Origin of the sequence: Bacillus sp. RHFS10 (assembly GCF_016757475.1) — a bacterium.
Classification (GTDB): domain Bacteria; phylum Bacillota; class Bacilli; order Bacillales; family Bacillaceae; genus Bacillus; species Bacillus subtilis_G.
In genome coordinates this window covers 192,788-211,134 of the sequence record NZ_JAESPO010000002.1, presented here as the reverse complement: position 1 = coordinate 211,134, position 18,347 = coordinate 192,788, and the positions used below count along the sequence as shown (strand labels likewise).

The window sequence follows — 18,347 nt, the reverse complement described above, 5'->3', positions numbered from 1 at the left end:
TATGTGAACGGGGCAGCTAACATTCGAATAGGAAACTGGGAAAACAAATTAAAACGCTGTGGCAACTAGGCAGTTGGATTTGAAACCAAACCAGATAGAGGCGTCATCCCTTATTGTTCAAAGGGAGGCGCCTCTTTTGGTAAAGCTGTATTACAAAAAACAAGTTTATTTAAGGTTGTTTTTAAGTTTAAGTCTCGGACGATGGTCAGCCGCTATCATTAGCAAGATGTTCAGCAGAAATTTAATTTTTTTCTATCGAACAATTAAAACCGGGCAAGTTGATAATTGAGACACTTTATGGCTGACGCTTCCAAGCATCATTTCTTTCAGGCCGCTGATGCCCCGGCTGCCGACTACGATCAGGCTGACGCCTTTCTCTTTTGCGGTATTTAGTATCTCATGCGCCGGCTCGCCATTCGCGTAAATGATTTCAGCTTGAACACCGTTCTCGGCTGCATTTTCTTTTGCCTTCTCAAGGATTTTCATGCCTTCTTTTTTAACCTGGTCCCTGATTTCTTCAATAAAATGTTCAGGCACATAGACCATTCCCGTCAGAGAAGAAGTCGTGACGACGGCTTCTCTCCCCACATGAAGAATGCTTAGTTCCGTCTGCTGCTCTTTAGCCAAATGCACTGCGGCATCAAGCGCTTTTGCACTCATATCTGATCCGTCAATCGCAACTAACATTTTGTTAAACATGCTCTTCCCGCCTTTCGGACTGTGGGTGGTTCATCTTTCTCTTCTATTGTCCGCCCGCTTCCGGTTATTGTCAATTGAAGCGCATGAGTATTCAAAAAATTGTCAGAGACTCTCTCCATTTGTGGCGATGACCCGCTGATACCAGCCGAAGCTTTTTTTCTTGATGCGGTTTAATGTTCCGTTTCCTTCATTGTCCCGATCAACATAAATGTAGCCGTAGCGTTTTTTCATTTCCGCAGTGGAGGCGCTGACAAGGTCAATCGGTCCCCATGACGTGTATCCGATTAAGTCGACACCGTCAGCAATGGCTTCCCGGGCTTCAATCAAATGGTCCCGCAGATAGTCGATTCTGTAATCATCCTGAATAGAGCCGTCCTCCTCCACTTTGTCTGCCGCACCAAGGCCGTTTTCCACGATAAACAGCGGCTTCTGGTAGCGGTCATATAGCGTATTGAGCGTGGTGCGCAAGCCCTTCGGATCAATCTGCCAGCCCCATTCTGATGATTTGAGATATGGATTTTTCACACCGCCCAGCATGTTGCCTTCTGATTTTGTAAGATCTTCAGGATCAGTGCTTGCCGCCATCGACATGTAGTAGCTGAATCCGATGTAATCCACCGTATGTTCTTTCAAAATCTCTTCATCGCCATCAGCCATTTCAATTTCAATATGATTTTCTGCCAAGAAGCGTTTCATATATCCCGGGTATGCGCCTCGTGCCTGCACATCTGAGAAGAAAAGTGTTTTGCGCTCATTCTCCATTGCCGCGAAGACATCCTCCGGCTTAGATGTCATCGGATAGGTTGTCGTTGCCGCAATCATACAGCCAATTTTTGAATCAGGAATGATCTCATGCCCCGCTTTGACAGCGCGGGCGCTGGCGACAAACTGGTGGTGCGCGGCCTGATACATCGCGTTTAATTTGTTTTCTCCTTCTTCAAAGACAAGGCCGCCGCCGGTAAATGGCGCATGGAGCACCACGTTAATTTCATTGAACGTCATCCAATACTTCACTTTGTGCTGATAGCGTTTGAAAACGGTTTTGGCATAGCGTTCATAGAACTCGATGACCTTGCGATTCTTCCAGCCGCCATACTGTTTCACTAAGCCGAGCGGCATTTCATAATGAGAGATGGTGACAACAGGCTCAATCTCATGCTTTAACAGCTCATCAAACAGATCGTCATAAAATTTGAGTCCTTCTTCATTTGGCTCCTCTTCATCGCCATTCGGAAAAATTCTTGTCCACGCTATTGATGTGCGAAACGCCTTAAATCCCATTTCCGCAAACAAGGCAATGTCCTCTTTATAACGATGGTAAAAATCAATTCCGTCATGATACAGATTTAAGGAAGACATCGACTCATCAAATGGAGACATGATGCCGTTCGGTGATACGTCAGCCGTCGAAAGCCCCTTACCGCCCTCGTTATAAGCACCTTCCACTTGATTGGCAGCAACCGCGCCGCCCCATAAAAATCCTTCTGGAAATCGTTTTGCATTTGCACTCATATTGATCACCTCATCAGTTTTTTTAAGATAAAGCTAGCAACGCTTCTTTTGTCTTCACCTTGCCGATTTCTTTTACAGGCGATAACGAATATTGGTCTGTGTTGGTCACGATCACCGGGGTAATGACGTCATATCCCGCCGCTTTGATTTGTTCCAGATCAAAGGACACGAGCAAATCTCCCGGTGCGACCTTGTCGCCTTCTTTGACGTGAGCTGTAAACCATTGCCCCTCCAGCTTCACAGTGTCCAATCCAATGTGTATGAGAATTTCGGCTCCCTGATCACTCGTCATTCCAATCGCATGCTTGGTTTTAAAAACAGTGGTGACGCTTCCATGAACAGGAGAAACGACTTCTCCTTCTTCAGGCTCTATGGCAAACCCTTTTCCCATGACCCCGGCAGAAAACACTCCGTCATTCACTTCGCTTAATGCTTTTACTTCTCCTTTAATCGGGCTGTGAATGATTTCTCCGCTGCCTTCATACACAGACGGCCGCTGATCACTGTCAGACGGCACATCCTCGAATCCAATAAGATAGGCTGCCGCTGTTCCCGCCGCGAACGCAATCACAAGGCCGATCATGGCGTAAATAAACGTTGGTCCGATGAAGACCGGAATACTCGGCAGACCCGCGTTTCCTCCAACAATATAGGAAGCAACACCCGTCACACCGTAAAACGCGCCGCCGGCCGCTCCGCCCAGCAAAGCCGCCGCAAACGGTTTTTTTAAACGCATATTCACGCCGTACATCGCGGGTTCTGTAATCCCCATCAACGCCGTGATGCTTGTGGTAAGCGCGAGTGATTTGAATTTTTTGTTTCTGGAGCGAAGGAAGACGGCAAATGATGCCCCGGCCTGCCCCATATTCGCCAAAAACATAGCCGGCAGCAAGTAATCGTGCCCGTTTTGGGCAATGTTGTTAATCATAATAGGCACCAGTGCATAATGCATGCCCGTCATAATGATTAAAGAGAATGTTCCCGCAAGCAAAATCATCGCAATAAGCCCTGCATGATCAAATAAAACATTCACACCGACAGACAAGTATTCTCCCAAAATAGCGCCAAGCGGACCGACAGTAATCAGCGTCAGCGGCACAACAATCAGCAATGTCAGTGTCGGAACCACAATCAGCTTCAGAGAAGAGTGGGTGACCCGGTCAATCCACTTCTCAACATACGATGCGATCCAAATTGCAAGCAAAATCGGAATGACTGTTGAAGAATACGTGGCAGCGGTTACAGGAAGCCCGATAAAGGAAATCGGTTTCCCCGCACCGAGCAGTGCCGTCAGATCCGGGTGCAGAATAGCCGCCCCAATCGCCGCCGCTACATATGGATTGCTTCCGAACTTTCTCGCCGCGCTCATTGCAAGCAGGAGCGGCAGGAAGTAGAACGCGCCATCACCGACAGCCGAGAGAATCACATGCGCCTGACTCGTCTCTGTCATCCAGCCGAATGTAACGGCTAACGCGACAAGCCCTTTGATCATCCCTGCTCCCGCAATCGCCGGAAGAATCGGGGTAAACACACCAGAAATCACATCAAAGACCGCACTCAGCACATTCTTTTTCTGGGATGATGAACCGGCACTCTTCTCATCACTGAGCTTACCGTGCTGCAGCATCGCCTGGTACACCTTGGGCACATCATTTCCTATGATAATTTGAAACTGACCACCGCTGATATTAGTGCCCATCACACCCGGCAGCTGCTCCAGCTGACCGCGATCCGCCTTCGAATGGTCATGAAGATTAAAACGAAGCCTTGTCATGCAGTGAATCACGCGCTGAACGTTGTCTTCACCGCCTACGAGTTGTAATATGTCTTTCGATAACTTATCATAATCCATGTGAATACCTCCTTTTTATGGGGGAACCCGCTGGATGAAAGGTGGCCGCCTTTCACCAGCTTTTTTTGTATCAAATGCCGCATCACCTCCTAAATTGAGAATAAAAAAAACCTAAATGACACAGATTGCGAGAGTCTCCTCCTGCACCTGCACCATTTAGGTTTTGCCTGCTTTCGCAGTAACAATCCTGACGGGTCGTTTTATTTGTTTGTAGGTATACTTTAGCACTAGGTTTATAGGATGTCAACGCTTTCATTTTTGGTTTTGGACCTGAATATTTTACTTTTTAAATAACATTGTTTCTAATTTATCTAGCTCTGCCACAAGAGGTTCTTGATAGCTTTCACCTAGATATGTTTCAAAATATGCACGTAAAGCTCCTTTTACAAAAGTTTATTTTTTAATATTTTCTTGTCCTCATTACTATTTAATAACTCGTCTACTCTTTTTAATCTTCTTAAAAGAGTATTTAAATAGTTATGATCTTCTCGATTTACTCTGTTCTTTTTTTCTAATACTAAATCAATAACTTTTTGGACTTGTTTTTTAATCTTTGTTTCGCTATACACCACAAACTCCTATTTCCTAAGAATCTACCCTCTAAAATACGAAAAACCTTTTATTCTAAAAATAAACAAAAGCCTCAAAAGGATTTCCCAATCAAGTCTTGCTATTAGTTTATGAATCTATTTCGTATTTTTTTATACAAGGGCTATTACCTATCTGTATAAATTTCTGCTTTTTTCCATTATTATTTAACTTTTAATATTTAAACAGACTCTCTTAAAAATTCTATACTTATCCTGTCAACCTTCATCTCAACATTTTTACCAATCAAATAAGGATATTCTGAAAAATACTCATCTTCATCAGTAAGAACGATTCCTGCATCAATAGAATCCTCTTGTAAAACCCCCCTAATATAATATTGATAACCTAAACCAATACGTTCTAATTCTTTTGTTTCTTCTTTATTTTCACGAATAACTAACTCATCCAAAATAGTAAAACCAACTAATACAGAATATTTTTTCCCCACTTCAATTTCATAAGGACAAACAGAAGAAAAACCTGTGAATTCAACACCTTCAATTTCGAGGATCACTTCCTCTTCGATATGTGGATCAATTCCTTTAACAAGCGCTTTATATATCATAGTAGAACCTCTTTGATTTGTTTATTATATTGAATGAGATAGAGATTGTTTTTATACATTAAAACCTTGAAAGGCGTTTTGCCAATCAAGGTTTTATCATAGGCTAAGACTCAAAAGCTGTTTTTTCTGGAAATACACCTCCTTCTCTTACTAAACAAACAGCTAATCTTTGTGCAGCTCGATCAAAATAAAATGTTGACAGGAGATCTTTATCAGGAATTTCTTCTAACTCTGAAAACTTCCTAGTTATTTTATTTAATTTCATTTTGCCCATAGTATTTTCATTAGGCCCGAATTTGTAAACCACACTTTCATCATCTTCATATTCTTTTAGTAATAAAACGTATGAAGCCAATGTTTTTTCCTCATTTAATAAAATCTAATTCACTGCACTTTTCTTTTATCCATTCTATTCTTTCATCAGCTTCCTTTTTTGATAAAATACCTCGTTTATTTTTGTACTTAATATTTTCTTTTGCCCAAATTAAAATGATCTTGGTATATTCCACTGTCTCTATTGTGCATATACTATCTTCTTCTTCGTCTGCGAAAATATCTTCAACCACAGTTTTATGTTTATCAGAACTAATTATATTTACATTTCCTCCACTTTCGTATATTGGTAATTTTCCAGCTAATACTTTTATTAAATGCTCAATCTCTTCTTTTATGCTATTAAAATCACTAAATATATCAGATCCTAATGAATTACTAATGAGGTAACCATTTTTAAGTGACTCTTCTTTTTCGAAATCCAAAATGACTTCATCATAATCATCTTTATATTCAATCTTATACTTATACTCGAGCAATTAAACTATCTCCCATCTGTTTTTTAATATACAGGGTATGCCGATACTACCTTACCATTTTTTACAATTATCTCAATCGTCATACCATTACTAGCTGTTCCTCTATATCTGTTATTCTTATATAAAACTTTATTATCAAAAGCTAAATTTATTTCATTAATTACTTGTTGTGGAGTCCATTCTCTCGGAAAAAAAGTAGATTTTGCTTTTTTTGTTACCCCATTCACTTCTATATTCGCTCTATAAACACCATATTTATTTGGCGGATCTACATTATCAATAACTTTACCATGACTTTTTGAAAGGCCTTCGTAATGAAATCCAACTGCTTTATCTTTCACTATTTCACCGTCAAAAATATGATTTAGTGCATTACTTTTACTACCTTTTTTGAAGTTATCTGTTGCTGTAAGATCCGATATTTTCCAAATTGGTTGATATGAATTTTTCTTCTCAACACTCGGAATTCTGGTAAGTGCTTTCTCTCCCTTACTCCACACAAAAACATACTTTCCAATCTTAGCAATAGGAATAATAAAAAGAGTACTCAATATTCGTTCATCAACCGAAACTTTTTTATTAGTTTTAGGATCTTCGCCAGTTGTTGCGCGAATTCCATCATTAACAACAAAAAACTCACCTATTGTATCCGTTACTTTCCCTAAACCAGGTGCTTCTTCATCAATATTTTTGACTCCGCCAGCACTTCTGCCTTCTGGAATCTTTTCAACAATTTCTATACTAGGTTTACCATTTTTAAGATATCGTCGAACGATTTGGCCATTTTCGTAGATACTGTATACTCCGCCGATATAGTTTATATCTGCTTGATTCCTCACAGTTTCATCAGCAACATCTACTCTTTGGACCACTTTCCAGCCTTTAACGTTATAAAGTTTACCATTTATCACTCGAATATCTCCAGCTACTTTTGGAGATATCATAGCTGCTTCTTTCTGCAGTACCGTCAAGTTACTGTCATCACCATAAATCTCGCGCTCGATCTTCTGTTGTTTGTCATCCATCATCACAGAATCAACGTTTGATTGCTTATGTTTCTCCAGTTTCTTCAGCATCATCTCCATCGGTGATTCATCCGGCTGTTTCATTTGCGGATTGATGGCGCCGAAGGTTTGGTTGATCTTTTCTTCTTCCTGTGATTTCAAGATGGAGCCGCTTTTGTAGCCTGTGATTTCAATTTTCGGACCGGTGTACATCGTTTCGAGCTGATCGATATATTTTTTCATCGTTTGAAAATCTGATTTTGGCGTTTCTAGTGCTTGAGTTTGCTGGCCGTCAAATTGAAAGAGCTTATTCAGGGTGTCCGAAATCAGTCGCTCAGCCTGTTCTGTTTCCAACCGAAAAAAGGAGTCATTGACTGTCGGCAGGCTGACGATGTGGCCGATGGCTGATGTCTGCCGATTCACTGCGTCTGTGAGCTGCTCTGTCACTTCTCGTGCATGCTTGATCCCATGTCTGGCATCGTGTGAGAGAAAAGCCTCCGCAATCATGCCGTGGGAGTCAGATTCTACAGAGGAAATCGCATGCTGTGTTTGCTTCAGCACTTTTTTGTATTCGTCGATAAACATGCCAAAGAAAAGGAGAAAAGGCTTGTGGCACTCCTCGTAAAAGGTCCGGATGGCATCTCCGCCTTTTCCTTTTAACGCATCCTTCATGCCTGCCAGATGCTCAACACTTTTTTCCAGCTTCTCCAGCTGCTGTTTTTGCTTGTCCAGTTTCTCAATCGTATGCTGAATGCCCTCGTGAAGAGCGTGGACATCTAATGTTTTCAATCCCTTGTCCTCCCGCGCTTTATTTCATGGAAGATGATATGTTTTCGTCCGTTTCCTTCATGGCGTTTACCGCGCTTTCCGTTTGTGCGATATGCTTGGCCAGAACGGATGCATATGCTTCAGTGAGCTCTTTGATGTCCTCATTTAATTGCTCAATGGACTTCACAACGTTTAAATGGTTCCTGCCTGAAAGATGGCCGGGCACGGAGGATTTGAGTTCAGCTGAATTCTTGAGCTGAGAAAGCCCTTGCTTCACTGTGCCATACACCATTTTGATTTCCTGTGCCATTTGTGCTCACCTCACTTTTTATGTTTTTCCTGTTCTATTTCATGCTCTATTCTCGTGATTTGCCGCCTTATGGAATATACATCGCCCTCTAATGAATGGATTTTTCCTTCGATGCTTTCGATGATTCCGCTGACCTGTTGGCTTTTGATTTGATGATATGATTTGTTCATTCCATCACGAATATCTTCAAACCGCTCAGCGTGTGTTCCTCTCCATACATCCCGGTTAAGATGCGGCCGGTGAATGAGATGCTGAACCTCGGAAAAATCGTGTTTGATTTGCCTGATTTCGTGCAGCACTCGTTTTAACTGATGGATCTGTTCCTGTTTTTCATGTAAATCGGCTTTGACCGAATGTAACAACATTTCACTATGCATGCCGCAACACCTCATGTTTCTATCAAACTGTGTAAATTCTTTACAATACAGACTATTTTCATATTACATGATGGGTCATATTGGATAAATAGGTGAAAAGGTTTGTCTTGAGGAGGATTGATTAGTTCCAAATTGCTACAAAATTGCTTTTTATGATTTTACAAGGAGTATAATAAGAATAGAGAGGACTTTGTGTTTAGGTCTATATTCTCATCTAAAGCTTTTGTTTTTTCTTCCGTAGGACTGTTACTTATAGTCAATAGTGATCATAAAAAAACGCCCTCCTAAGAAGGCGCTTCTCCATCTTATTTAGACCCCCAAACAGCCTCACCGCTGCCATTCAACACACTAAACGTCATCACGTCCTTCTCTCTCACCGAATCCCACTGTCGTAAAAATACTCCGCTATACTTCTTGCCGGCTAACGTGATTTCGGCTGTATTTTTACCAGTTTTCTGCCATGTTCCGGTCATTTCCCCGGAAATGGTGTGGTTTTTGTTGAGTTGGATGTTGATGGTTTTTTTGATGTCTGCTGAGATGTCTTTTCCGTGCTGGATGAGTTTGTAGGTTCCTGTGATGTCTTTTTGTTTTACTTTTTCCAGTGTTTCACCTGCGTAACGATATGGGGCTGTTACCGGCCAGCCGTCTTTGTTCATGAACATTTGGTGGACTCTGACTTCGTGTTCTTCACCTCTGCCCGGGAAGCGGGTGTGGAAGAGTAAATAGGATCGTCCGGTTTTTTCGTCATAGTATGCGGAATTGTGGCCTGGCGAGACGTAGCCTGTTCCTTTTTCAGTTTCTGTTTCAAATGAATAGCTGCCCATCAGTTTGACGCCGTACGGTTCGATAGAGCGGTCATCGAAGACTGTGCCTTCTTTGCCGCGGACGTCAATCATTGGGTTGCCTTCTGCGTCATAGTAAGGGCCGTCCGGTTTTTTGGAGCGGGCGACACGAATGTTATAGCCTCCTGTTGCGTCGAGACCGCCATATGACAGGTATAAATAGTAGTATTGGGTGTCTGGATTGTAGAGAACATACGGGCCTTCGATTCTGCTGTGGTTGCCGCCGAGCAGTTTTTTGCCGTATCCCTGCCCAGGAAGCGGGAAGCCTGTTTTCGGATTCATTTCAAGAATGAAAATGCCGCCAGAGTATGATCCGTACACCATCCACAGCTTGCCGTCTTTATCAAAGAAGGTATGCGGGTCTACAACATTCGGGTGTTTGGTTGCGTCATACGGTGTTCCATCGCTGCTTGTGCCTTCCATTCCTGATTTTAAAAAGATGCCTTTGTTTTTGTACGGGCCTTCGATGTTGTCAGCGACGGCCACGCCCATGGCCGATCTTGGCGAATCGCCGCGGCAGGCGTTGTAGTACATGTAGTATTTGCCGTCCGCCAGTTGTGTGACGTCAGCCGCCCACAGGGTATCGGATTGCGCCCATTCGAAGGTATCTTTTAATTCTTCGTAGACATTCGGAATCAGAGGATTGGTGTTGCTTACACTGGTGGTCAGCTGTTGCCATTGCATGAGGTCATTTGTTTTTGCTGAAGCGAGATGAGATCCAAAAACATAAAAGGTGCCGTTTGTCTCAATGACAGAAGGGTCATGAACACTGACTTCTGTAAATACGGGTTTTTCTCCCTTTTGTGCATAAGCGGAGTTTGGCAGGGTAAAGGCCATAATAAGAGCTGCAAGAAAACATACACGGAACAATCGGTTTAACATCTAAACAGTTCGCCTCACTTTTTTATCAAATTTTAAGCGCTTACATTTTCTATGAAAAAGCCCGAGTCCGTTATAAAGGCCCGATGTTTTCATATTCAAACGTTCCCCACTGTTCTCTTACATTGACCATGATGTTCATGACATCCAGGGAGAGATGGATGGTCTGGCTGCCTGCTTGCATATTCCCTACTTCATAATTCAACCCTTTTGCCGTTTCTCCTTCTTTCATCATCTCTGTTTTTCCATTTGCGTATGTAATGAACGCTTTGTCCGGCCTTGTGAAGTCATCGACTGTGATAAAGCCATTTTCTCCGGCAACTACGCCTCTTTTTGCATTTTCACCCTCATTGTCAGTGATATGCCTGACTGCTCGTCTACACCTTTGTCAGCCGGCTTGGCCGTGCTGAGGATCTCATTCGGCTGGCTCGTGAGAAAACAGCAACCGCCCACACCCCTGTCTGGCTATCGTGTGCAATGTGCTGAAAAAAACCGTCCGGTTATCTGCGCCACGCTATCACAATAGCAATCTAACTTGTTAAAGACTGTAAAAAACCTTTTGACTTCTGCTGCTGAACCAATTAATATAATACACAGTTAATAGTTATCAGAATTTTTAGGAATTGAGTGATTCATATGACACTGCACAAAGAGCGCCGGATCGGCCGGCTGTCTGTTCTTCTGCTGCTTAATGAAGATGAAGAACGTACACAGGTCGGGGAGCTGGAGCGAGATGGATGGAAAGTCTGTCTCGGCAAGGTAGGATCAATGGACGCGCATAAAGTAGTAGCCGCAATTGAAACCGCTTCCAAAAAGAGCGGTGTCATTCAATCTGACGGTTATCGCGAGTCACATGCGCTTTATCATGCAACGATGGAGGCTTTGCATGGCGTGACCAGAGGTGAAATGCTGCTTGGATCGCTGCTTCGGACGGTTGGCTTGAGGTTTGCCGTTTTGAGGGGAAATCCTTATGAAAGTGAAGCGGAAGGCGATTGGATCGCTGTCTCGCTTTATGGAACAATCGGGGCGCCGATCAAAGGACTTGAGCATGAGACATTCGGCGTTGGAATCAATCACATATGAAACAGCCCATAGATCTTAGACGATAGGGGGCTATGCGTGAAATCAAATTTTCACAGCATAGCCCCTTTTTGTATGGGCGCTTTACCAAAGTAAAGACAAAGGAGTTGGGCTTATGGTGACTTTAGACGGTTCTTCATTGACAACAGCCGACGTCGCTCGTGTGCTGTTTGATTTTGAGGAGACAGCGGCTTCCGAGGAAAGTATGGAGCGCGTGAAAAAAAGCAGAGCGGCAGTGGAACGGATTGTTCACGAAGAAAAGACAATCTACGGCATCACCACCGGATTTGGCAAATTCAGTGATGTCCTGATTCAAAAAGAAGACTCGGCGACGCTGCAGCTGAATTTAATTCTTTCTCATGCCTGCGGAGTCGGTGATCCTTTTCCTGAGTGTGTTTCCAGGGCAATGTTGCTTTTGCGCGCCAATGCGCTGTTAAAAGGGTTTTCCGGTGTACGTGCTGAACTGGTTGAACAGTTGCTTGCTTTTCTAAATAAACGCGTCCATCCTGTCATCCCCCAGCAGGGATCACTTGGCGCAAGCGGGGATCTGGCGCCGCTTTCCCATTTGGCGCTTGCGCTGATCGGTCAAGGAGAAGTCTTTTTTGAGGGAGAAAAGATGCCGGCAATGAAGGGATTGAAAAAAGCCGGTATTCAGCCGATAACGCTGACATCCAAGGAAGGACTTGCCTTGATTAACGGGACTCAGGCCATGACTGCTATGGGTGTGGTCGCATACATTGAAGCTGAAAAACTAGCCTATCAAATCGAGCGCATCGCCAGCTTAACGATCGAGGGGCTGAGGGGAATTATTGATGCGTTTGACGAGGATATTCACTCAGCCCGCGGCTATCAGGAGCAGATTGACGTCGCAGAACGAATTCGCTTCTATCTATCCGACAGCAGCCTGACAACCTCTCAAGGTGAACTGCGGGTTCAGGATGCCTATTCATTGCGGTGTATTCCGCAAGTGCATGGTGCGACTTGGCAAACGTTAGTCTATGTCAAAGAAAAATTAGAGATTGAGATGAATGCAGCTACGGACAATCCTCTTATTTTCAATGACGGTGACAAAGTGATTTCCGGCGGAAACTTTCACGGACAGCCTATAGCCTTTGCCATGGATTTTCTGAAAATCGCAATGTCAGAGCTTGCGAATATTGCAGAGCGCAGGATAGAGCGCCTTGTGAACCCGCAGCTGAATGACCTGCCGCCATTCCTAAGCCCTCACCCCGGTCTGCAATCCGGTGCAATGATCATGCAGTACGCCGCGGCCTCACTCGTTTCTGAAAATAAAACACTGGCGCATCCTGCAAGTGTGGATTCTATTCCGTCATCCGCCAACCAAGAAGACCATGTCAGCATGGGAACCATTGCTGCGCGGCATGCCTACCAGGTGATCGCGAATACAAGAAGAGTCATTGCAATCGAAGCGATTTGCGCATTGCAGGCGGTTGAATACAGAGGCATAGAACATGCAGCGACCTATACCAAACAGCTTTTTCAGGAAATGAGAAAAGTCGTGCCTTCCATTCAGCAGGACCGTATTTTCTCCTATGACATAGAACGCTTGACTGACTGGCTGAAGAAGGAATCTTTATTACCAGATCACAAGAATGAAGAACTGAGGGGGATGAACATATGACTGATATAAAAAAATCTATCCGTGCCAATAGGGGAACAGAGCTTGAATGCTTAGGGTGGGAGCAAGAGGCGGTGCTTCGGATGCTTCGAAACAACCTTGATCCGGAAGTCGCCGAGAAGCCGGAGGACCTGATTGTATACGGCGGAATTGGCAAAGCCGCCCGGAATTGGGACGCTTTTCACGCCATTGAGCATTCTTTGAAAACACTTAAAAATGATGAGACATTGCTCGTGCAATCCGGAAAGCCCGTTGGTATGTTCCGAACCCATCCGCAGGCGCCGCGCGTGCTTTTAGCAAATTCTGTTCTTGTTCCGAAGTGGGCGGACTGGGAGCATTTCCACGAACTTGAGAAAAAAGGGTTAATGATGTACGGGCAAATGACAGCGGGCAGCTGGATTTACATTGGCTCACAAGGCATATTGCAAGGAACCTATGAAACCTTCGCCGAGCTCGCGAGACAGCATTTCGGAGGAAGCTTAAAAGGAACATTGACTCTGACAGCCGGTCTCGGCGGAATGGGAGGCGCCCAGCCGCTGTCTGTCACGATGAATGAAGGAGTCGTCATTGCCGTCGAGGTTGACGAGAAACGAATCGACAAACGAATTGAAACAAAATACTGCGACCGAAAAACAGCGTCGATTGAAGAAGCCTTAGCATGGGCTGAAGAGGCAAAGCTAGCAGGAAAACCTCTCTCCATCGCTCTTCTCGGAAACGCGGCAGAGGTTCACCATACCCTTCTGAATCGCGGCGTCACCATTGATATCGTCACCGATCAGACATCTGCCCATGACCCTTTAATCGGTTATGTTCCCGAGGGCTATTCCCTTAATGAAGCCGACCGTTTGCGCCAAGACAATCCAGAGCTTTACGTGCGCCTTGCGAAGCAAAGTATGAAAAAACATGTGGAAGCCATGCTGGCCTTTCAGCAAAAGGGCTCTGTTGTATTTGACTACGGCAACAATATCCGGCAAGTTGCTAAAGATGAAGGCCTGGAGAATGCCTTTGATTTTCCAGGGTTTGTCCCAGCCTACATCCGCCCCTTGTTCTGTGAAGGAAAAGGACCGTTCCGCTGGGCGGCGCTTTCCGGTGATCCGGCAGATATTTACCGTACAGATGCGTTATTAAAAGAACTATTTCCGGAAAATAAAGCCCTTCACCGCTGGATCGATATGGCACAGGATAAAGTCACGTTCCAAGGCTTGCCGTCCCGTATTTGCTGGCTCGGATATGGAGAACGAAAAAAGATGGGCCTCGCCATTAACGAGCTGGTCAGAAACGGGGAGCTAAAAGCGCCTGTCGTCATTGGGAGAGACCATTTGGACTGTGGGTCTGTCGCCTCTCCTAACCGGGAAACCGAAGCGATGAAGGACGGAAGTGACGCTGTCGGCGATTGGGCTGTGCTAAATGCGCTTGTCAACACGGCGGCCGGTGCAAGCTGGGTCTCCTTCCACCATGGCGGGGGCGTCGGAATGGGCTATTCCCTGCATGCCGGTATGGTCGCAGTTGCCGATGGAAGTGAGCTGGCTGACGAACGGCTCGCGCGGGTCTTAACGAGCGACCCTGGGATGGGCATTATCCGCCATGCGGATGCGGGTTATGAACGTGCCGTTGAAGTAGCGAAGAAACAAGACATTATCGTGCCAATGCAAAAAGAAAGGGAGTGATGACATGCCGAAACAAATTGATACGATTCTCATCAACATCGGTCAGCTTTTGACGATGGAAAGCAGCGGCCCCCGCGCGGGCAAAAGCATGCAGGCTCTTCATGTGATCGAAGACGCTGTGGTCGGCATCCATGAACAGAAGATTGTGTTCGCCTCAAAAAAAGGAGCTGAAGCCGATTACGAGGCAGACGAAATCATTGACTGTTCGGGACGGCTTGTAACGCCGGGTCTCGTCGATCCGCATACCCATCTTGTATTTGGCGGATCTCGGGAAAAGGAGCTGAATCTAAAGCTTCAGGGCATCTCATATTTAGATATACTGGCGCAGGGGGGCGGAATTCTGTCTACTGTCAAAGACACCAGAGCGGCTTCAGAAGAAGAGCTGCTGCAAAAAGGCCATTTTCATCTGGAGAGAATGCTGTCCTACGGGACGACCACGGCTGAAGTGAAAAGCGGCTATGGCTTAGAAAAAGAATCAGAGCTAAAACAATTGCGTGCCGCAAAACAACTTCATGAGAACCAGCCTGTTGACCTTGTCTCCACGTTTATGGGAGCCCATGCGATCCCTCCCGAATATCAACAAAACCCAGATGAATTTCTGGATCAAATGCTTTATCTGTTGCCGGAAATAAAAGAGCAAGAGCTCGCAAGCTTTGCGGATATTTTTACAGAAACAGGCGTTTTTACCGTCAGTCAATCCCGCCGTTACTTAAAAAAAGCGGCTGAAGCGGGATTCGGGTTGAAAATACACGCAGATGAAATCGACCCGCTTGGAGGAGCTGAATTAGCGGGGGAGCTAAAGGCTGTCTCAGCCGACCATTTAGTAGGCGCCTCAGACGAAGGCATAAAAAAATTGGCTGAGGCAGGAACGATCGCCGTCCTCTTGCCGGGCACGACATTTTATCTTGGCAAAAGCACATTCGCCAGAGCAAGAGACATGATTGATGAGGGTGTATGTGTCAGCTTGGCAACGGACTTTAATCCTGGCAGCTCGCCGACTGAAAATATCCAGCTGATCATGTCGATTGCCGCGCTTCATCTGAAAATGACTGCGGAAGAAATATGGCATGCGGTCACAGTCAATGCCGCATACGCCATAGGAAAAGGAGAAGAAGCCGGTCAGCTCAAAGCCGGCCGCTCAGCTGATCTTGTCATTTGGCAAGCCTCGAATTACATGTATATTCCGTATCACTATGGCGTCAATCATGTACATCAAGTCATGAAAAACGGAACAGTTGTTGTTAACAGGGAGAGAGCCATTTATGGATAAATACCCTTTTCTCAGAGAGGCTGGTTCTTCGTTTCAAGACCGGAATGTAACAAAAATGAGCGACCTGATCGCAAAATGGGACGGCCAAGGCATTAAAGGGCCGGCATTGATAGGTGTCCCCCTATCAAAATCCTCCATCAGTCATTCAGGCGCTTCCTTTGCCCCCGGAACAATCCGCCAGGCTCTTAAAAACACATCTGCCTATTCTGCCGAGCTTGGAGAACATGTCGTATCTGACCTTCTTTACGATCTGGGGGATATTGATATTCATGTCACTGATATCGTAAAGTCACATCATCAAATCTTTCTTACCATGCATGCGCTACTTTCGGATCACCCAGATTGGGTGCCGTTCATACTCGGTGGAGATAACTCCATCAGCTACTCCACTATAAAAGCAATAGCACAAACGAAAGGAACGATCGCAGTTATTCAATTTGATGCCCATCATGATGTTCGGAACACGGAGGACGGAGGGCCGACCAACGGCACTCCCTTCCGCCGCCTTTTGGATGAAGAAATCATTAAAGGCCAGCATTTGATTCAGCTGGGCATCAGAGAATTCAGCAACAGCTTAGCGTATGAAACATATGCGAAAAAACATAACGTGAACATTCACACGATGGGCATGGTACGTGAAAAAGGACTAGTCCCGACGATAAAAGAGATTCTGCCTGCCATCCAAACGAGAACAGACTTCATTTTTATATCAGTTGATATGGATGTCTTAGACCAGTCCCATGCACCCGGCTGTCCAGCGATTGGCCCAGGCGGCCTTTATACAGACGAATTACTCGAAGCCGTCAAATACATCGCACAGCAGCCTAATGTCGCCGGGATTGAAATCGTTGAAGTCGACCCTACCCTCGATTTTCGAGATATGACTAGCAGAGCCGCGGCGCACGTTCTGTTACACGCATTAAAAGGAATGAAGTTCTCCCCGTTCTAATGATCTTCTGTCTGGTTGTATTTTGGATACGAGAAACTCATCTGCCTAATGAATGGCAGCTAAAAGGAGGACGAGACGGTGAGTCTTCAGGGAAACAGCGGCCAACAGCTAAAACGCACGATGAAAAGCAGGCACTTATTTATGATCTCATTGGGAGGCGTCATAGGCACAGGACTTTTCCTCAGCACAGGCTATACGCTAAATCAAGCTGGACCCGGCGGTACGATCCTCGCATATGTAATCGGCGGGTTGATGATGTACCTCGTCATGCAATGTCTCGGTGAATTGTCGGTCGCCATGCCCGTGACCGGTTCTTTTCAAAAATACGCCACAACATTCATCGGGCCATCTACCGGTTTTATGGTCGGCATCATGTACTGGGTGAATTGGGTGGTGACGGTAGGTTCAGAGTTTACCGCATCCGGCATTCTCATGCAGCGCTGGTTTCCTGACAGCAGCGTATGGATGTGGAGTGCAATTTTCGCAGCTCTCCTTTTCGTATGCAACGCATTTTCAGTCAAGTTATTTGCGGAAACCGAATTTTGGTTTTCCAGCGTAAAGATTGTCACCATCATTTTATTTATCATTTTAGGAGGAGCCGCCATGTTCGGCCTGATCTCTCTAAACGGGACGGCTGATGCTCCTGTGTTTTCAAATTTCACAGATCATGGAGGGTTGTTTCCGAACGGCTTTCTCGCCGTTTTTATTGCCATGATATCTGTCAGTTTCGCCTTTTCCGGAACAGAGTTAATCGGAGTTACAGCTGGAGAATCAGCAAATCCTCAAAAGGATATTCCGCGCTCTATTCGTAATGTCGCATGGAGAACAGTCATTTTTTTCATTGGTGCCGTCTTCGTATTATCCGGACTGATTTCATGGAAAGAAGCAGGAGTGATTGAAAGCCCCTTTGTAGCAGTGTTTGCAGAAATCGGAATCCCTTACGCCGCAGATATTATGAATTTCGTGATATTAACAGCCTTGCTGTCCGTTGCCAATTCAGGCCTATATGCCTCAACCCGTATGCTGTGGTCGTTAGCAAATGAAAACATGATCAGCTCTCGTTTTAAAAAAGTCACATCTAAAGGCATTCCCTTAAATGCCTTAATGATCAGTATGGCCGTATCTTGTTTATCTCTCGTTTCCAGTATCGTGGCGCCCGGAACTGTATATGTGGTGATGGTAGCGATTGCTGGGTTCGCAGGAGTTGTGGTCTGGATGAGCATTGCCCTGTCTCAGCTCTTGTTTAGAAAGAGATTTCTTAAAAAAGGGGGAAATGTAAAAGATCTGACATTTCGCGCACCGCTTTATCCTTTTATACCTATAGCCGCTCTTTTATTATGTTCAGCTTCTTGTATCGGTCTCGCATTTGATCCCAATCAAAGAATCGCACTATTCTGCGGAATTCCTTGTATCATCCTTTGCTATCTCATCTTCTATTTCAAAAGAAAGTTTGAGAAAGCAAAAAAAATCAGACAAGAGGAATATCAGGTTGATCATATCCTTTAATTAAAACAGCACACCCCACTCAGGA

18 protein-coding genes are annotated in these 18,347 nt (G+C 44.9%); 6 read left to right on the top strand and 12 right to left on the bottom strand.

What is annotated here, in order from left to right:
• Positions 1-252: 252 nt before the first annotated feature.
• The 12 genes from JMN17_RS07735 to JMN17_RS21705 all read right to left on the bottom strand — a co-directional run bounded on the left by JMN17_RS07735 (position 253) and on the right by JMN17_RS21705 (position 10,446).
• A complete protein-coding gene (locus tag JMN17_RS07735) occupies positions 253-699 on the bottom strand; it encodes a universal stress protein (protein WP_087992020.1) in 447 nt (148 codons plus the stop codon).
• Between the two features lie 102 nt (positions 700-801).
• On the bottom strand, positions 802-2,211 hold the full coding sequence (gene bglH / locus JMN17_RS07730; protein WP_202327838.1) for an aryl-phospho-beta-d-glucosidase: 1,410 nt from the start codon (positions 2,209-2,211) through the stop codon (positions 802-804).
• A 22-nt stretch (positions 2,212-2,233) separates the two neighbouring features.
• Positions 2,234-4,063 carry a beta-glucoside-specific PTS transporter subunit IIABC gene (locus JMN17_RS07725; protein WP_202327837.1) on the bottom strand — a complete coding sequence of 610 codons (1,830 nt, stop codon included), beginning with the start codon at positions 4,061-4,063 and terminating at the stop codon, positions 2,234-2,236.
• 383 nt (positions 4,064-4,446) lie between these two features.
• A complete protein-coding gene (locus tag JMN17_RS07720) occupies positions 4,447-4,632 on the bottom strand; it encodes a hypothetical protein (protein WP_127696313.1) in 186 nt (61 codons plus the stop codon).
• Between the two features lie 200 nt (positions 4,633-4,832).
• Positions 4,833-5,219, bottom strand: a complete 387-nt coding sequence (locus JMN17_RS07715) for a hypothetical protein (RefSeq protein WP_127696312.1) — start codon at positions 5,217-5,219, stop codon at positions 4,833-4,835.
• A 103-nt stretch (positions 5,220-5,322) separates the two neighbouring features.
• The gene (locus JMN17_RS07710) at positions 5,323-5,574 is read right to left on the bottom strand and encodes a hypothetical protein (protein ID WP_202327836.1); all 252 of its coding nucleotides are present in this window, start codon (positions 5,572-5,574) and stop codon (positions 5,323-5,325) included.
• Positions 5,575-5,584: 10 nt separating this feature from the next.
• On the bottom strand, positions 5,585-6,031 hold the full coding sequence (locus tag JMN17_RS07705; RefSeq protein ID WP_127696310.1) for a hypothetical protein: 447 nt from the start codon (positions 6,029-6,031) through the stop codon (positions 5,585-5,587).
• A gap of 23 nt (positions 6,032-6,054) precedes the next feature.
• Positions 6,055-7,824, bottom strand: a complete 1,770-nt coding sequence (locus tag JMN17_RS07700; protein ID WP_202327835.1) for a T7SS effector LXG polymorphic toxin — start codon at positions 7,822-7,824, stop codon at positions 6,055-6,057.
• A 19-nt stretch (positions 7,825-7,843) separates the two neighbouring features.
• Positions 7,844-8,113 (bottom strand): YwqI/YxiC family protein, encoded by a 270-nt coding sequence (locus tag JMN17_RS07695; RefSeq protein ID WP_044160050.1) that lies wholly within the window; start codon positions 8,111-8,113, stop codon positions 7,844-7,846.
• Between the two features lie 11 nt (positions 8,114-8,124).
• Positions 8,125-8,490 carry a YwqH-like family protein gene (locus JMN17_RS07690; protein WP_087991918.1) on the bottom strand — a complete coding sequence of 122 codons (366 nt, stop codon included), beginning with the start codon at positions 8,488-8,490 and terminating at the stop codon, positions 8,125-8,127.
• 305 nt (positions 8,491-8,795) lie between these two features.
• On the bottom strand, positions 8,796-10,214 hold the full coding sequence (gene abnB, locus JMN17_RS07685) for an arabinan endo-1,5-alpha-L-arabinosidase AbnB (RefSeq protein WP_202327834.1): 1,419 nt from the start codon (positions 10,212-10,214) through the stop codon (positions 8,796-8,798).
• Positions 10,215-10,284: 70 nt separating this feature from the next.
• The gene (locus JMN17_RS21705; RefSeq protein ID WP_242519872.1) at positions 10,285-10,446 is read right to left on the bottom strand and encodes a hypothetical protein; all 162 of its coding nucleotides are present in this window, start codon (positions 10,444-10,446) and stop codon (positions 10,285-10,287) included.
• A gap of 401 nt (positions 10,447-10,847) precedes the next feature.
• Between JMN17_RS21705 and hutP the strand changes: the two genes are divergently transcribed.
• The 6 genes from hutP to JMN17_RS07650 all read left to right on the top strand — a co-directional run bounded on the left by hutP (position 10,848) and on the right by JMN17_RS07650 (position 18,322).
• The gene (hutP, locus tag JMN17_RS07675) at positions 10,848-11,294 is read left to right on the top strand and encodes a hut operon transcriptional regulator HutP (RefSeq protein ID WP_141113404.1); all 447 of its coding nucleotides are present in this window, start codon (positions 10,848-10,850) and stop codon (positions 11,292-11,294) included.
• A gap of 112 nt (positions 11,295-11,406) precedes the next feature.
• Complete coding sequence (gene hutH / locus JMN17_RS07670; RefSeq protein WP_087991921.1) at positions 11,407-12,933, top strand: histidine ammonia-lyase; 1,527 nt, start codon at positions 11,407-11,409, stop codon at positions 12,931-12,933.
• A complete protein-coding gene (hutU, locus tag JMN17_RS07665) occupies positions 12,930-14,597 on the top strand; it encodes a urocanate hydratase (protein ID WP_087991922.1) in 1,668 nt (555 codons plus the stop codon). Before hutH ends, hutU begins: the two co-directional genes overlap by 4 nt.
• A gap of 4 nt (positions 14,598-14,601) precedes the next feature.
• Positions 14,602-15,867, top strand: coding sequence for an imidazolonepropionase (hutI, locus tag JMN17_RS07660; protein WP_202327833.1), 1,266 nt, complete (start codon positions 14,602-14,604; stop codon positions 15,865-15,867).
• Positions 15,860-16,816: a formimidoylglutamase gene (hutG, locus tag JMN17_RS07655; RefSeq protein WP_202327832.1), complete on the top strand. Its 957-nt coding sequence runs from the start codon at positions 15,860-15,862 to the stop codon at positions 16,814-16,816. The genes hutI and hutG overlap by 8 nt, the downstream gene beginning before the upstream one ends.
• Positions 16,817-16,894: 78 nt before the next feature.
• Entirely contained in the window at positions 16,895-18,322 is a 1,428-nt protein-coding gene (locus JMN17_RS07650; protein ID WP_202327831.1) for an amino acid permease, read from the top strand.
• Positions 18,323-18,347: the final 25 nt, after the last annotated feature.